At 36.5% G+C, this 17,303-nt stretch carries 9 protein-coding genes; 3 read left to right on the top strand and 6 right to left on the bottom strand.

Going from position 1 to position 17,303, the window contains the following annotated elements; translation table 11 throughout:
- Positions 1–53: 53 nt before the first annotated feature.
- Positions 54–4,853, bottom strand: a complete 4,800-nt coding sequence (locus BAR153v2_RS07445) for an autotransporter outer membrane beta-barrel domain-containing protein (RefSeq protein WP_244548605.1) — start codon at positions 4,851–4,853, stop codon at positions 54–56.
- Positions 4,854–5,237: 384 nt separating this feature from the next.
- Here BAR153v2_RS07445 and BAR153v2_RS01305 point away from each other — a divergent pair, with 384 nt between their 5' ends.
- From BAR153v2_RS01305 to BAR153v2_RS01300, 3 genes are read left to right on the top strand one after another with little or no spacing between them, the layout of a single operon-like run.
- Positions 5,238–7,394 (top strand): hypothetical protein, encoded by a 2,157-nt coding sequence (locus BAR153v2_RS01305; RefSeq protein ID WP_078679979.1) that lies wholly within the window; start codon positions 5,238–5,240, stop codon positions 7,392–7,394.
- An 8-nt stretch (positions 7,395–7,402) separates the two neighbouring features.
- Positions 7,403–7,558, top strand: a complete 156-nt coding sequence (locus BAR153v2_RS07330) for a hypothetical protein (RefSeq protein WP_158078271.1) — start codon at positions 7,403–7,405, stop codon at positions 7,556–7,558.
- An 8-nt stretch (positions 7,559–7,566) separates the two neighbouring features.
- Positions 7,567–9,276: an autotransporter outer membrane beta-barrel domain-containing protein gene (locus tag BAR153v2_RS01300; RefSeq protein ID WP_244548604.1), complete on the top strand. Its 1,710-nt coding sequence runs from the start codon at positions 7,567–7,569 to the stop codon at positions 9,274–9,276.
- Positions 9,277–9,488: 212 nt separating this feature from the next.
- Here BAR153v2_RS01300 and ligA read toward each other — a convergent pair whose 3' ends face one another.
- From ligA to ftsZ, 5 genes are all read right to left on the bottom strand, one after another.
- Positions 9,489–11,645, bottom strand: coding sequence for an NAD-dependent DNA ligase LigA (gene ligA / locus BAR153v2_RS01295; protein WP_078679977.1), 2,157 nt, complete (start codon positions 11,643–11,645; stop codon positions 9,489–9,491).
- A gap of 106 nt (positions 11,646–11,751) precedes the next feature.
- Positions 11,752–13,419 carry a DNA repair protein RecN gene (gene recN / locus BAR153v2_RS01290; protein WP_078679976.1) on the bottom strand — a complete coding sequence of 556 codons (1,668 nt, stop codon included), beginning with the start codon at positions 13,417–13,419 and terminating at the stop codon, positions 11,752–11,754.
- 6 nt (positions 13,420–13,425) lie between these two features.
- Positions 13,426–14,319 carry an outer membrane protein assembly factor BamD gene (locus BAR153v2_RS01285; RefSeq protein WP_078679975.1) on the bottom strand — a complete coding sequence of 298 codons (894 nt, stop codon included), beginning with the start codon at positions 14,317–14,319 and terminating at the stop codon, positions 13,426–13,428.
- A gap of 162 nt (positions 14,320–14,481) precedes the next feature.
- Complete coding sequence (gene lpxC, locus BAR153v2_RS01280; protein ID WP_078679974.1) at positions 14,482–15,351, bottom strand: UDP-3-O-acyl-N-acetylglucosamine deacetylase; 870 nt, start codon at positions 15,349–15,351, stop codon at positions 14,482–14,484.
- A gap of 206 nt (positions 15,352–15,557) precedes the next feature.
- Positions 15,558–17,303: a cell division protein FtsZ gene (ftsZ, locus tag BAR153v2_RS01275; protein ID WP_078679973.1), complete on the bottom strand. Its 1,746-nt coding sequence runs from the start codon at positions 17,301–17,303 to the stop codon at positions 15,558–15,560.

Raw genomic sequence — 17,303 nt, 5'->3', positions numbered from 1 at the left:
TTAACGAAACTGACAAACAGTTATTCAAAACAAAACAGACTAATCTTAAAGGACTAAAATTGATAACGTAATCCACTAGAAACACTAATTCCAGAAAAACCAGCTTTGGTTAACTTATGCTTGTATAACAAATCGCCATGCAGTGCTATAGTATCAGATAATTGGGCATGAACACCCATACCTGTTTCAACTGTAGAACCAAATGCACCTAACTGAAAAGCATCTTTAAAATATACTATCCGCTTATTTTCATAACTATGTGCAAGATGAAGTTTGCTATAAAAGGAAATGACACGTGCCTTTTCAGAAGAAGTAACAGCTTTTGTTAAAGAACCACCAACGCGTGCTATCAATTGATCATGCTTCCCTAGCTCAATATCAAACCGATCAATATCACGAGCTTTATCAAACATGATAGACTGATAAATAACTTGAAGCTGCGGCTCAATAATAAAACCATTATAGCCTGTGATAATAGCCTGACCTCCCATCAAAGAGGTACTCAAAAGTCTACCTTTTAATGCGGCTGTTTTACCTCGAGCAAGAGTTACAACATCGCCCTTTAAAAAATCGTAAGAGAAAAATCCATTCACATAAAAACCTGCATCATGCTGTAAATTAGCATAAAGCTTGCCTGACCATTTATTAAAAACACTCTTTTGACTTTGTTTAACGGCAAGAGGCTGAAGAGAGAGCCTACCATAAGTCCCCATCATTCCAAAAGACAAAGCACTCTGTTTATTCTCTAATGTCTTTAAGACAACACCTGCTGTCATACTGTTATAGTCCAGATCGGCTCCATAACCATGTTCAAGAACAGACAAATTTGAAGTATAGCGATGATTACTCCCATAACCGCGTATAAAAAAGCTTGTCTTTCTATTGTCATCAGCTTCATTAGGAGCATTTTGTATGATTTCCAAAAGTTCGTGTTGATTACTCATATCTACCACACCTGCATGAAATAAAGCATGAGGTAAGAGCAAATAACTTGGGAGTTGTGGCACAACTGCTGGCACTCTTGGACCTAGTTCTGGCGTTGACCCCGGTGATGCTAGTACTAGCTGCAGACGATAATCCCAAAAATTACTTCCATCATCATTAACTAACTTTTGTTCAGGATTAGCTTGACCACGAGAAGAACTTGGACCATAAGCAAAAAGACCATATTTATAAGGTGATCCCCCGAATGTAATATAATCACCATTCAGTTTGAAGGAATTTTCTTGTGCTGTACCGGAAACCTGAATAAGCGAAACACCCTGAGTATTCCCATTCTCCCCTATATCACCTTCTGAACCTCCATTTTGAGCAGTAACATAAACAGTGGTTGTACCGGACACATTGCCATGGATCAAAACTCTATCAGTTTTATGACTATCAAGCGAACCATCAAGGTTCAAACTTGTGTTTAAATGGATCTGCGCATCATTCGTAGCACTATAAACAACACCCGATCCTTTTCCAACATTAAGTATTTGATAAACAACATTTTTTGGTGTATCAAACTGAACAATACTATGATCCAGTTTTAAAGATGCTATAGACCATGCGATGGTATTCAAATACCTTTGATTTATAAAATTGTTATTTTTTCTTGTGGTCAAAATCCAGGTTGAATTATTTTTCAAGTCGAAATTCACTTTAGCTGTACCGGTAATGAGAGTACCCCCTTTGAGCTGAGAATTATTAGCGTTAATGTCTATAGTTCCACTATCAGCTTCTAATAAAGAATCACCGGAGAGTGTTGAATTATTTTTCAAGTCGAAATTCACTTTAGCTGTACCGGTAATGCGAGTCCCCCCTTTAAGACGAGAACTATCAGCGTTAATGTTTATAGTTCCACTATCAGCTTCTAATAAAAGATCATCGGAGAGTCCTGTTTGTTCTAATACAAGATTACCGAAGAGTGTTGAATTATTTTTCAAGTCGAAATTCACTTTAGCTGTACCGGTAATGCGAGTCCCCCCTTTAAGATGAGAATTATCAGCGTTAATGTTTATAGTTCCGCTATCAGCTTCTAATAAAAGATCACCGGAGAGTCCTGTTTGTTCTAATAAAAGATCACCAAAGAGTTTTGAATTATTTTTCAAGTCGAAATTCACTGTAGCTGGACCGGTAATGAGAGTACTCCCTTTGAGCTGAGAATTATCAGCGTTAATGTTTATAATTCCACTATCAGCTTCTAATAAAAGATCATCGGAGAGTTTTGAATTATTTTTCAAGTCGAAATTCACTGTAGCTGTACCGGTAATGAGAGTACTCCCTTTGAGCTGAGAATTATCAGCATTAATGTTTATAGTTCCACTATCAGCTTCTAATACAAGATTACCGAAGAGTTTTGAATTATTTTTCAAGTCGAAATTCACTGTAGCTGTATCGATAATGATAGTATCCCCTTGGAGCTGAGAATTATTAGCCTTAACGTCTATAGTTCCACCAGCAACTTCTAATAAAAAATCACCAGAGAGTTTTGAATTATTTTTCAAGTCGAAATTCACTGTAGCTGCACCGGTAATGATAGTATCCCCTTGGAGCTGAGAAGTATCAGCCTTAATGTCTATTGTTCCACCAGCAGCTTTTAATAAATGATTACCAGAGAGTTTTGAATTATTTTTCAAGTCGAAATTCACTGTAGCTGCACCGGTAATGATAGTATCCCCTTTGAGCTGAGAACTATCAGCCTTAATGTTTATAGTTCCACCAGCAGCTTTTAATAAAAGATCACCAGAGAGCATTGAATTATTTTTCAAGTCGAAATTCACTGTAGCTGGACCGGTAATGAGAGCACCCCCTTTGAGCTGAGAATTATTAGCGTTAATGTCTATAGTTCCACTATCAGCTTCTAATAAAAGATCACCGGAGAGTGTTGAATTATTTTTCAAGTCGAAATTCACTTTAGCTGCACCGGTAATGAGAGTATCCCCTTTGAGCTGAGAGCTATCAGCGTTAATGTCTATAGTTCCACTATCAGCTTCTAATAAAAAATCACCGGAGAGTGTTGAATTATTTTTCAAGTCGAAATTCACTTTAGCTGCACCGGTAATGAAAGTACCCCCTTTAAGATGAGAACTATCAGCGTTAATGTCTATAGTTCCACTATCAGCTTCTAATAAAAAATCACCGGAGAGTGTTGAATTATTTTTCAAGTCGAAATTCACTTTAGCTGCACCGGTAATGAGAGTATCCCCTTTGAGCTGAGAGCTATCAGCGTTAATGTCTATAGTTCCACTATCAGCTTCTAATAAAAAATCACCGGAGAGTGTTGAATTATTTTTCAAGTCGAAATTCACTTTAGCTGCACCGGTAATGAAAGTACCCCCTTTAAGATGAGAACTATCAGCGTTAATGTCTATAGTTCCACTATCAGCTTCTAATAAAAAATCACCGGAGAGTGTTGAATTATTTTTCAAGTCGAAATTCACTTTAGCTGCACCGGTAATGATAGTATCCCCTTTGAGCTGAGAGCTATCAGCGTTAATGTCTATAGTTCCACTATCAGCTTCTAATAAAAAATCACCGGAGAGTGTTGAATTATTTTTCAAGTCGAAATTCACTTTAGCTGCACCGGTAATGAAAGTACCCCCTTTGAGCTGAGAATTATTAGCGTTAATGTTTATAATTCCACTATCAGCGTCTAATAAAAGATCACCGGAGAGTTCTGTTTGGTCTGATAAATTAAAGATAAGCTTCTGATTAGCTTTATTATAAATAACCGTATGTTCAGGAACAGTAAAATTTGTCTTCTTTAAAGAAACCACTATATCACTTGTACTTTTTTCAGTAGCAGAAGATATTCCATATACACCATAAAATTGTTTACCATTTACTTTAATACTTACACCTTCAATATCTACTTTTGTTTGAAGAGCATCTTTTCCCTCTTGCTTATCATCTTCGCTCTTTTTAATGTCGAATATCAATCCATGTGCATTATTTAAAACAATATTTCCCGTCTTCATATCCAAACTACTCTTTGGGTACATATAAATGGCTGCATTATCAACAACTTCTGTGCTACTATCCTCACTAATTAACTGTTTCTGCCCTTGATTATTAATGTTAACTTTTTCTAAAGAAATATTTCCTCCCTCTATACGAACCGCACTACCTTGCGTAAAATCAATGCTTTTACCCTCCATTTGAATTATGGAATCTTTTTGGCTGAAAAGACCTATCCCATTATTGCCTACTCTAATATCCACATCAAGTAGCTCAATTGTAGCAGCTTCACCATCAGCGTAAACAGCAATCTGGCTCTTTTCAATTGTGCTATCTAACACGTTTATCGAACTATTTGTTGAAGCATAAAGACCTATTGTTAGGTTCTGTAAGGACAATTTATCAGCATTAACTGATCCAGTCTGAGCTAATTCATTGTTATTAGTAATAACTGTTGCATAGTTATCATCATCATCAACTGTTTCATATTCTCGGGCATAGACACCAATATATTTAACAGTCTTATCGCTCTCGTTTTGAGGACCTATAATCTTTACATTTTCTACATCAAGCCAACCAACAGCATAGATGCCAACTATTCCATGATCGTTCTGAGAGATAGCAGTAGAGATATTAGACATTTTCTTTTGTTTCCGTTGAGCGAGAGTGTCTATAGTATAGGTTGTATTTTTTAGCGCTCTTTCTTCTCCTTGTTTAGGATCAATTTGAGCAAACAACGTAATGAAAACATCTTCATACGCTCCTATATCTACTACTAAGTTTGGTCGCACTTTCCCACTTGTTGTTAGTTCACTATTTTGCTTGAGATTCGCGTTAGCTTTAGCTAGAATAGAATCAGCTGAAATGGAAATGAGAAAAAAGATTAAAACAAAGAGCGAATTCTTTAACATAAAAAACATAAAAAAAATATAAAGTTCAATAAATAAGTTGCCAATACAAAATGGCTAAATTAAGTCAAGAAAAAAATACACCACAATTTACTTAGAAAGATTGTATTTGCAATACTAATAGAATTTTTACACGTTTTCTTTTGCAGATTTGTACTTAACCTATATTTTGATTATACAATCGATACAAAATCAATTTTTTATAGCATAACATACAACAAGGGTATGATTATAAAATAAATCATAGAAAATTTACTAACTTACATTCTAAAAGAAATGATAATATTACGATATTTTTGTGTTGAACTTAATTTCGCCGTATTTTTTCAATGATAATAGCAATCTTATGTTATCTTTATGCAATCATGTTTTAAATATTGGATAAGAATGCTTATAATTATTTTTTCCCTCTTTTTTTTCATTTATAATCTTTTAACAAGCTCTATTTTATTTGCTACCGCTTGCGTTGAAGAGCCGCAAAGAAAAACAATAGAATTACCGGAAGGTAATTTTATTATAAAGACTTTTCAATATAAAAACAAAGAAAAAGAAAGCAAACAAAATACAACCTATACTATAGAATTACCGGAAGGTAATTTTGTTATAAAGGCTTTCCAAGATAAAGACAAAGGAAAAAAAAGCATACAAAATCCAACCTATACTATGGCGAATAATGCTAAACGGAAAAAAACGTTTTCAAACTCTTCTTGTAATGACTTGAAGAATAAAGACTATGGAGTAATTGGCATCTATGCGGTTGGTTGGCTTGATGCAAAAAATGTAACGATTAAAGGTCCCCAAAAAGAGAGCAATACGGCTGTTAAATATATTGGTGTCTATACCCGAGAAAATGAAACAGTTCAGAATGGATCAGTTGAGGATGAATCAGATGAAAATGCATCAGCTCTGAATGCATCAGTTCAGGCTGATAAATTGTCCTTACAGAACCTAACAATAGGTCTTTATGCTTCAAAAAATAGTTCGATAAACGTGTTAGAGGGTACAATTAAAGAGAGCCAGATTGCTGTTCACGCTGAGGGTGAAGCTGCTACAATTGAGCTATTTGATGTAGGTATTGAAGTAGGCAATAATGGGATAGGTCTTTTCAGCCAAAAAGATTCCATAATTCAAATGGAGGGTAAAAACATTGATTTTGCGCAAGGTAGTGCGGTTCGTATAGAGGGAGGAAATATTTCTTTAGAAAAAGTTAACATTAATAATCAAGGGCAGCAACAGTCAATGAGTGAGGATAGTAGCGCAGAAGCTATTTATAATGCAGCCATTTATATGTACCCAAAGAGTAGTTTGGATATGAAGGGGGGAAATATTGATCTAAATAATGCCCATGGATTGATATTCGACATTAAAAAGAGCGAAGATGATAAGCAAGAGGGAAAAGATGCTCTTCAAACAAAAGTAGATATTGAAGGTGTAAGTATTAAAGTAAATGGTAAACAATTTTATGGTGTATATGGAATATCTTCTGCTACTGAAAAAAGTACAAGTGATATAGTGGTTTCTTTAAAGAAGACAAATTTTACTGTTCCTGAACATACGGTTATTTATAATAAAGCTAATCAGAAGCTTATCTTTAATTTATCAGACCAAACAAAACTCTCCGGTGATCTTTTATTAGAAGCTGATAGTGGAACTATAGACATTAACGCTAATAATTCTCAGCTCAAAGGGGGTGCTCTCATTACCGGTCCAGCTACAGTGAATTTCGACTTGAAAAATAATTCAATGCTCTCTGGTGATCTTTTATTAAAAGCTGCTGGTGGAACTATAAACATTAAGGCTGATAGTTCTCAGCTCAAAGGGGATACTATCATTACCGGTGCAGCTACAGTGAATTTCGACTTGAAAAATAATTCAAAACTCTCTGGTAATCATTTATTAAAAGCTGCTGGTGGAACAATAGACATTAAGGCTGATACTTCTCAGCTCCAAGGGGATACTATCATTACCGGTGCAGCTACAGTGAATTTCGACTTGAAAAATAATTCAAAACTCTCTGGTGATTTTTTATTAGAAGTTGCTGGTGGAACTATAGACGTTAAGGCTAATAATTCTCAGCTCCAAGGGGATACTATCATTATCGATACAGCTACAGTGAATTTCGACTTGAAAAATAATTCAAAACTCTTCGGTAATCTTGTATTAGAAGCTGATAGTGGAACTATAAACATTAATGCTGATAATTCTCAGCTCAAAGGGAGTACTCTCATTACCGGTACAGCTACAGTGAATTTCGACTTGAAAAATAATTCAAAACTCTCCGATGATCTTTTATTAGAAGCTGATAGTGGAATTATAAACATTAACGCTGATAATTCTCAGCTCAAAGGGAGTACTCTCATTACCGGTCCAGCTACAGTGAATTTCGACTTGAAAAATAATTCAAAACTCTTTGGTGATCTTTTATTAGAACAAACAGGACTCTCCGGTGATCTTTTATTAGAAGCTGATAGCGGAACTATAAACATTAACGCTGATAATTCTCATCTTAAAGGGGGACTCGCATTACCGGTACAGCTAAAGTGAATTTCGACTTGAAAAATAATTCAACACTCTTCGGTAATCTTGTATTAGAACAAACAGGACTCTCCGATGATCTTTTATTAGAAGCTGATAGTGGAACTATAAACATTAACGCTGATAGTTCTCGTCTTAAAGGGGGACTCGCATTACCGGTACAGCTAAAGTGAATTTCGACTTGAAAAATAATTCAACACTCTCCGGTGATTCTTTATTAGAAGCTGATAGTGGAACTATAGACATTAACGCTAATAATTCTCAGCTCAAAGGGGGTACTCTCATTACCGGTACAGCTAAAGTGAATTTCGACTTGAAAAATAATTCAACCTGGATTTTGACCACAAGAAAAAATAACAATTTTATAAATCAAAGGTATTTGAATACCATCGCATGGTCTATAGCATCTTTAAAACTGGATCATAGTATTGTTCAGTTTGATACACCAAAAAATGTTGTTTATCAAATACTTAATGTTGGAAAAGGATCGGGTGTTGTTTATAGTGCTACGAATGATGCGCAGATCCATTTAAACACAAGTTTGAACCTTGATGGTTCGCTTGATAGTCATAAAACTGATAGAGTTTTGATCCATGGCAATGTGTCCGGTACAACCACTGTTTATGTTACTGCTCAAAATGGAGGTTCAGAAGGTGATATAGGGGAGAATGGGAATACTCAGGGTGTTTCGCTTATTCAGGTTTCCGGTACAGCACAAGAAAATTCCTTCAAACTGAATGGTGATTATATTACATTCGGGGGATCACCTTATAAATATGGTCTTTTTGCTTATGGTCCAAGTTCTTCTCGTGGTCAAGCTAATCCTGAACAAAAGTTAGTTAATGATGATGGAAGTAATTTTTGGGATTATCGTCTGCAGCTAGTACTAGCATCACCGGGGTCAACGCCAGAACTAGGTCCAAGAGTGCCAGCAGTTGTGCCACAACTCCCAAGTTATTTGCTCTTACCTCATGCTTTATTTCATGCAGGTGTGGTAGATATGAGTAATCAACACGAACTTTTGGAAATCATACAAAATGCTCCTAATGAAGCTGATGACAATAGAAAGACAAGCTTTTTTATACGCGGTTATGGGAGTAATCATCGCTATACTTCAAATTTGTCTGTTCTTGAACATGGTTATGGAGCCGATCTGGACTATAACAGTATGACAGCAGGTGTTGTCTTAAAGACATTAGAGAATAAACAGAGTGCTTTGTCTTTTGGAATGATGGGGACTTATGGTAGGCTCTCTCTTCAGCCTCTTGCCGTTAAACAAAGTCAAAAGAGTGTTTTTAATAAATGGTCAGGCAAGCTTTATGCTAATTTACAGCATGATGCAGGTTTTTATGTGAATGGATTTTTCTCTTACGATTTTTTAAAGGGCGATGTTGTAACTCTTGCTCGAGGTAAAACAGCCGCATTAAAAGGTAGACTTTTGAGTACCTCTTTGATGGGAGGTCAGGCTATTATCACAGGCTATAATGGTTTTATTATTGAGCCGCAGCTTCAAGTTATTTATCAGTCTATCATGTTTGATAAAGCTCGTGATATTGATCGGTTTGATATTGAGCTAGGGAAGCATGATCAATTGATAGCACGCGTTGGTGGTTCTTTAACAAAAGCTGTTACTTCTTCTGAAAAGGCACGTGTCATTTCCTTTTATAGCAAACTTCATCTTGCACATAGTTATGAAAATAAGCGGATAGTATATTTTAAAGATGCTTTTCAGTTAGGTGCATTTGGTTCTACAGTTGAAACAGGTATGGGTGTTCATGCCCAATTATCTGATACTATAGCACTGCATGGCGATTTGTTATACAAGCATAAGTTAACCAAAGCTGGTTTTTCTGGAATTAGTGTTTCTAGTGGATTACGTTATCAATTTTAGTCCTTTAAGATTAGTCTGTTTTGTTTTGAATAACTGTTTGTCAGTTTCGTTAAAAACCTATAAAAATTGATTGAATCAAGATTGATTTTTTATCGAAATGTATACAAAATATAAGTTAAGTACAGATTTGCAAAAAGAAACGTGTAAAAATTCTATTAGTATTAGAAATATACTATTTCTACAGAGGAATTTATTGCTTGAAATGAAAAACCCTAAATATAATGCCCATCAATTAACTTGAGCCAGCTTTTTTCATCCAGAACCTCAATACCTAATTGTTGTGCTTTAATTAGTTTCGATCCTGCTCCAGAGCCTGCGACAAGAAGATCAGTCTTTTTAGAAATAGAATTGGATGTTTTAGCACCTAACCGTTCTGCCAAAGACTTTGCTTCATCTCTCGACATATGTTGCAAAGTTCCCGTAAAAACAATAGTTTTTCCTACTACTGGCGAATAATCTATTGCCACAGGCATTTCATGAAGAGGAGTTACTTCTTTAAGCAAAGCCAATAAAACATTGCGGTTATGCACCTCTTGATAAAAATCAATAATTGCTTCACCAACACGAGAACCGATTCCCTCAATATTAGTTAATTCCATCCAAATCTCATTACCTTCAATGTTTTTACCACTCGGCATAATGGCTGACATTGCCGCAGTTTCAAAAGCAGCATAATTTTGGTAAGCACGAGCAAGACGCTGTGCATTAACCTCACCAATATGACGAATACCTAATGCAAATAAAAAACGACTTAAAGAAATTTTACGGCGAGCATTAATAGCATTATAAAGTTTACGAACTGAAACAACTCCAAAACCTTCCATATTTTCCAAACGTCTCAAAGAATTTTCTTGACGTCGTTGTAAAGTGAAAATATCCGCTGGAGAATGAATACAAAGCGTTTTATCTTGAATATGAAAGAAAAATTCCACTTGTTTTCTACCAAATCCTTCAATATCGAAAGCATTGCGCGAAACAAAATGACAAATACGCTCAATTGCTTGCGCTGAACAAATAAGCCCACCCGTACATCGACGAATCGCTTCACCCTCTTCACGAACAGCATGACTTCCACAAACAGGACACACGCGAGGAAAAATAAAAGTAGGAGTACCTTTTGGACGCTTTTCAACAAGAACATCAACAATCTGAGGAATCACATCGCCAGCACGTTGTATAATAACAGTATCACCCACACGAATATCACGTCCTTCACGAATTAACTCACCCTTATGACCGATTCCTTTAATATAGTCTTCATTGTGTAAACTTGCATTTGTAACGACAACCCCACCTACAGTAATAGGTGTAAGACGAGCAACAGGAGTTAATGCTCCAGTTCGACCTACCTGGATATCAATATCTTCTAAAAGTGCTATAGCTTTTTCTGCTGGAAATTTATGCGCAATTGCCCAACGTGGCGAACGAGAGACAAATCCCAAACGCGTTTGGAGCATTAAATCATTAACTTTATAAACAATTCCATCAATATCATAATTTAATGATTGACGACATTTTTCAATAGAATGATAATATGAAATAAGATCTTCTACTTTTTCAAAAACTTTTGTTAACGGATTAATAATAAAGCCATATTCTTTAAGCTTTTCCATCATTTCTATTTGGCTTTCAGCAGGCATTTCACTCACTTCACCCCAAGCATAAGCAAAAAATTTAAGATTTCTGCTAGCGGTTATCTGTGAATCAAGCTGACGTAAAGAACCAGCTGCTGCATTTCTAGGATTTGCGAAAGCTAACTTCCCTTCTTTCTGTTGGCTAATATTGAGTAGCTGGAAATCTTTCTGTCCCATATAAACTTCACCACGAACCTCAATAATATCAGGAAATTTACCCTGTAAAATCTGTGGAATATCAGCAATTGTTCGTGCATTTGTAGTGACATTTTCACCTATGTATCCATTTCCACGCGTTATAGCACATACAAGTTTTCCTGCCTCATAGCGTAAAGATAAAGATAAACCATCAATTTTAGGTTCAGCTGTCATTTCTATTATCTGTGTTTCTGGAAATCGTAAAAAACGACGAATACGCTCAATAAATTCACTAACATCTTTAAAATTAAATGCGTTATCCAAAGACAGCATTGGCTGTGCATGAATAGACTTTTCAAACTTTTCAGAAATAGGTGCACCAATTTTAGATGAAGGAGAATCCACACGAACTAATTCAGGAAAGAGAGCTTCAATTTCCTCATTACGACGACGGAGAGCGTCATATTCTGCGTCAGAAATTTCAGGCTGATCATCACGATGATAAAGCACATCATGACGTGCAATTTCTTTTGCCAACCATTCCAACTCACCTTCTGCCTCAAGAGCGGTTAAGTTTTTAATCACATTTTTGTCCATAAATTCTATTCCAAATCTTGAGTGATAACCATACACAAATCCCACTGATTATTATAAAGAGAATCTAAATGAACATATGTGTGTTAGTATTTTCATTACTTCTTAATTATGCCTGTGTTAAAAGCTTTTGAGCTGCTGCACGTGCTTCTTCAGTAACTTGTTCTCCTGCTAGCATGCGTGCAATTTCTTCTGCGCGTTCATGATTTTCTATTTTATTAATACTTGTAAAAAAGCATCCTGTATCAGCGCTTTCAACCTTTGAAATAAGAAAATGATTATGAGCTTTAGATGCTACCTGGGGTGCATGTGTGACAGCAAAAACTTGAATATTTTTTGATAAACGCAGCAACCGTTGTCCAATTGCAGCAGCAACAGCTCCACCAACACCTGTATCAATTTCATCAAACACCAATGTTGGTGCTGATCCACGATCAGCTAATACAACTTTCAATGCCAACAAAAAACGAGACAATTCACCACCAGAAGCCACACTTAATATCGGCCCTGCTCGTGTTCCAGGGCTTGTGCGCACCCAATATTCAACACGATCTATACCATCTGGGCTATACTTTTCAGCATCACTCTGCATTTCAACGATAAATTCTGCTTTCTCCAATTTCAAAGCTGGTAACTCATCCATAACACTTGCAGATAAACGACGCGCTACTTCTTGACGTTTTATCGAAAGCGCTTGTGCTAATATGTCATAATCTTTTTGCGCTTTTTGAGCCTCAGTCTCTAAATGAACTAATGTTGCTTGAGAAGAATCAAAATCAGCAATTTCAGCACACATTTTATCGCGTAATTGAGCAAGTTCATCTCCAGAAACATGGTATTTACGAGAAAAACCTCGAAGTGCAAAAAGACGCTCTTCTATTCGTTCCAATTCGTTAGTATCAAAATCCAATGCTTGCATTGCAGATTCAATACCATCACGCGCCGTTGCAAGTGCATGCAATGCATCGTCAATAGACTTCACTACAGGTGTAAGCAAAGCCTGTGCCTCAGGAATTTTCCTCTCCAAACGTCTTACCAAATTGGCAAGAACAGGGATTGGTGATTTCGAACCTCCTAAGAGATCATCAGCCTCTCTAATATCCGTTGCTATCTTTTCTAATTTAAGCATATCAGCACGGCGAAGAGATAAACTATCTTCTTCATCAACTTTGAAATCAAATTTATCAAGTTCTTCTACACTTGCACGAAGATAATCAACTTCACGTGCAGCATTCTCGACTTTAACACGTTGTTGTTGCACACGTTCTTTTAATGTATGCCATATACGATAGCATTCACGCAAATTTTCTACTTCACTTTCAAGACCACCAAAAGCGTCTAATAATTGACGATGTGTACCAATATCAACAAACGCACGATCATCATGTTGCCCATGAATTTCAACCAACATACGGCCAATACTGCGCATCAATGCAACGCTAATCACTTGATCATTCAGAAAACCGCGACTACGACCATCACTCGACTGTACACGCCTTAAAATGATATCACCATCATCATCCAAACCATTCTCATATATTAGCTGGCGCACAGGATGTGAAACAGGGACATTAAAAATAGCTGTTACTTGCCCCTGTGTCATACCATGACGCACAAGAGAAGAATCTCCACGTCCACCAAGAGCTAATGATAAAGAATCAAGTAGAATAGATTTCCCTGTTCCAGTTTCTCCAGTTAAAACTGACAAGCCTTTTGTAAAATGAATATCAAGTTTTTCTATCAAAACAATATTATGAATTGAAAGCTGCACCAGCATATGAAATCAATTCACCTTGCTCTTATTACCACTCAAAGCACGAGAAATCCAAGAAGCTTTATGCTCTTTAGGCGATATACTATTTTTTTGCAGTAAATCATAAGAAAATTTATACCATTTACTTTCTGGATAATTTCGCCCTAAAATGGCTGCTGCCGTCTGCGCTTCCATAGTTAAACCAAGAGCAAAATTAACTTCTGTCAATCGGAAAAGAGCTTCTTCAATTTGATTTGTATCTGGATACTCTTCAATCACAGTACGAAATCTTTTACTTGCTGCTAAATATTGCCGTCCTTCTTCATAATAACGACCAATCTGCATTTCTTTACCAGCTAATTGCTCTCGACCAAAACGTATTTTAGCCTTAGCATCGCTGACATACTCTGATTGTGGATAGCGCTCTATCAAAATCTGCATAGCAGCGATAGCACGCTTAGTATCCTGCTGATCACGTGTAACATCAGGAATTCGACGAAAAGAAGAGAGACCAATAATATAGTAAGCATAAGCAGAATCATCCGCTAGCGGATAAAGAGAAATATAATGCTGTGCCATACTAATTGCATCATCATACTTAGCCAAGCGATAATTTGTAAAAGCACCCATTATTAAGGATTTACGACCCCATTCAGTGTAAGCATATTGTTTTTCAATAACAGCAAACTTTTTTGCTGCTTCACTAAGCCGCCCCACATCAAGATTAGCAAGCGCTTGATTATATAAAACATCTGGCGGATCTATTTTTAAAACATGCACAGATGGATCGAGGATATTTTTTCCTTTACCTAAACAGCCCGCTAAAAAACACACTCCTCCTAAAAGAATCCCAATAAAGACTTTGCGTACAATGGTCAATTTTCTATGCGCTATATTCCCAATATACGTATCAGGTTTTTTCATAGTTTCTCAGCCTCCAGAAAATGTCATTTTATAGAAAAATACTCTTTCAATTTTATACCATATCACTTTTAAACCAACTACCAGAATTTATATACTCTAGCTCTATCATCCGCTTTTAAATTATATCAAACTAAAGTAAAGTTTTTAAATTTTATTTTTATTCTATTTAAACATTACTTTTTCGTAACACGATTCATCCTGTAAAACAGCCTTAACTAATTTTGAATTAAGCGCATGTCCACTACAATAAGAATGGAATAATCCAATAAAAGGCGCACCAAGTAAAGCAGTATCACCAATAGCGTCAAGCATTTTATGTCGAACAAATTCATTGTCAAAATAAGTGCCAGTTGGATTAATAATTTGATCATTAAGACCAATAATAAGAGAGTTTTCTAAAGAAGAGCCTATCCCTTTTCCAGAAGACCATAATTTTTCCACATCCTTAACAAAACCAAAAGTGCGCGCACGAGATAAATCATCTTTAAACCCTTGTGCAGTAAGATCAAAATTCAAGTGTTGTTTGCCAATAACAGGAGTAGGAAAAGAAATTGTAACATCAAAACGACACCCATTAAATGGCAAAAATTCAGCCATACCATTTGCTGTTTCAACACGTACTGGTTTTTTTATAACAAAATAAGATCGCAATGCTGTCTGCCGGATGATACCTACTTTTTCAAAACCTTGACAATACTTCCATGAAGCACCATCCAAAATAGGCACTTCATTACTTGACACCGTAATGATGAGATTATCGAGATTATAAGCAGCAATTGCTGCCATCAAATGCTCAATTGTCTCAACTCTTATATCTCCATGTCCAAGCACTGTTGATAATTCAGTTGCCCCGATTTGTGATGCATGCGCTGGAAATATTTGCTCTTTCCCATCTATGCCATAACGCTTAAAAACAATACCACACTCAATATCAGCTGGATCAATCTTCATGACAGATAAACGTCCGCTATGAACACCACGTCCCTCAAATATTAACATATCTTTAAGAGTCGATTGATATTTTTTCTCCAATTAATCATACCACTTCATTAATAGTCTTAATAACTTTTTGGAATCTTCATAAAATTATCAAAAATTATCTTTACAATAAATGATAAGCTCATCTAATAAATGAGTTTATTATTTTCTATAAAAACTCCATAAGTTTCACTATAATAAAGCTTCCATTGTATTATGAATAGAAATATAGAGCTTTCTTCTTTAAGTTTTTCTATACATTAATTTGCTTGACGACGCAAAAATGCTGGTATTTCCAATTCATCCTCTTCATTGGCACAAATGTTTTGATCTTGCGGTGCATGTTGCTGTAACTCGGTAGAGTGACGCGGCACATAAACAGAAATATCTTGAGACAATTCCTGAGAATTTGCACTAGAAATATGAAAATTTTTATCCGAAGAAGAATTGACAGCAGGCTCTAATCGAGCTTCTGGTTCAGCTTCTTCACGATACGTCAAACTTTGTTTCAAACGCTGCCAAAGATTACGTGGTCCTTGATCAATACTAGGAAAATTTGCACTTTGAGTACGAACAGAAGATGGAAAATCTTTTAACTCAGGCATACGCACTGGCATTGAATAAGGTTGCGTTTGCACTTGTTTTTTCTTCTGTTCTCCAATTCCAGTCTTGTCATCAAGAACATGTGCTGTTGCTTCCATACTCATTGCTTTAGCCATAGGCTGTTGAGAAACACAACCAACTTGCATGCGTAATGCATTTGATGTCTTTCCATGTACATTTTGCCCATAAGGAGCGGCATTTACAGTTCGCGAAGTATATGCATCTGCAGTCTGCACAAAAAATTGACTTTTTGGGCAAAATGGCTCTTCAATTGGCTGTTTCATTTCTACTTCTAGCGCTTCTATAACTTCCACCATTGCTTCAGAACGCAATGATGATGACTGAGAAGTAGTCTGCGTTACTCCACCATCATTTTTACGTATTGAAGCCGCAGGCCGATGAAATTTAGGATGTGAAGGCTGTATTACATCATTAATTTCACGATCAATACCAGTAGCAACCACCGATACACGAATAACACCCTCAAGCGACTCATCGTCAATGGCACCAAAGATAACATTTGCATCAGCATCAACTTCTTCCCTAATACGATTAGCCGCTTCATCCACCTCAAACAAGGTCATATCACGACCACCCGTAATGGAAATCAAAAGGCCGCGAGCTCCACGCATAGAAGTATCATCTAACAATGGATTTGCAATAGCAGCCTCAGCAGCAGCTAAAGCACGTCCATCACCAGACGCTTCTCCAGTTCCCATCATTGCACGACCCATTTCATGCATAACAGAACGAACATCTGCAAAATCAAGGTTAATCAGTCCCTCTTTAATCATCAAATCCGTAATAGAAGCAACACCAGAATAAAGAACTTGATCAGCCATAGCAAAGGCATCAGAAAATGTTGTTTTCTCGTTCGCAATACGAAAAAGATTTTGATTCGGAATAACAATTAAGGTATCAACCGATTTTTGTAACTCTTCTATGCCAGCTTCTGCTGTCTTCATCCGACGTGCACCTTCAAATTGGAAAGGTTTTGTCACAACACCAACAGTCAAAATACCTTTTTCACGCGCAGCATTAGCAACAACAGGTGCAGCTCCGGTTCCCGTACCGCCTCCCATACCCGCTGTAATAAAAACCATATGAGAATCTGCAAGATGATCGATAATTTCATCGATACATTCATCGGCAGCAGCCTGACCAACTTCTGGTAAAGCACCAGCACCTAAACCTTCTGTTACTGCTGCACCAAGTTGGATCACACGTTCAGCTTTTGACATAGCTAAAGCCTGTGCATCTGTATTAGCAACAACAAAGTCAACCCCCTGAAGGCCAGCATTTATCATATTATTCACGGCATTTCCGCCACCACCACCAACACCAAAAACGGTAATACGTGGCTTTAATTCCGCGATATCTGGCCGGTGCAGATTAATTGTCAT

The organism is Bartonella sp. AR 15-3 (assembly GCF_002022445.1).
GTDB lineage: Bacteria > Pseudomonadota > Alphaproteobacteria > Rhizobiales > Rhizobiaceae > Bartonella.
The sequence above is the reverse complement of the archived record's forward strand: the minus strand, read 5'-3'. Positions and strand labels throughout refer to the sequence as shown.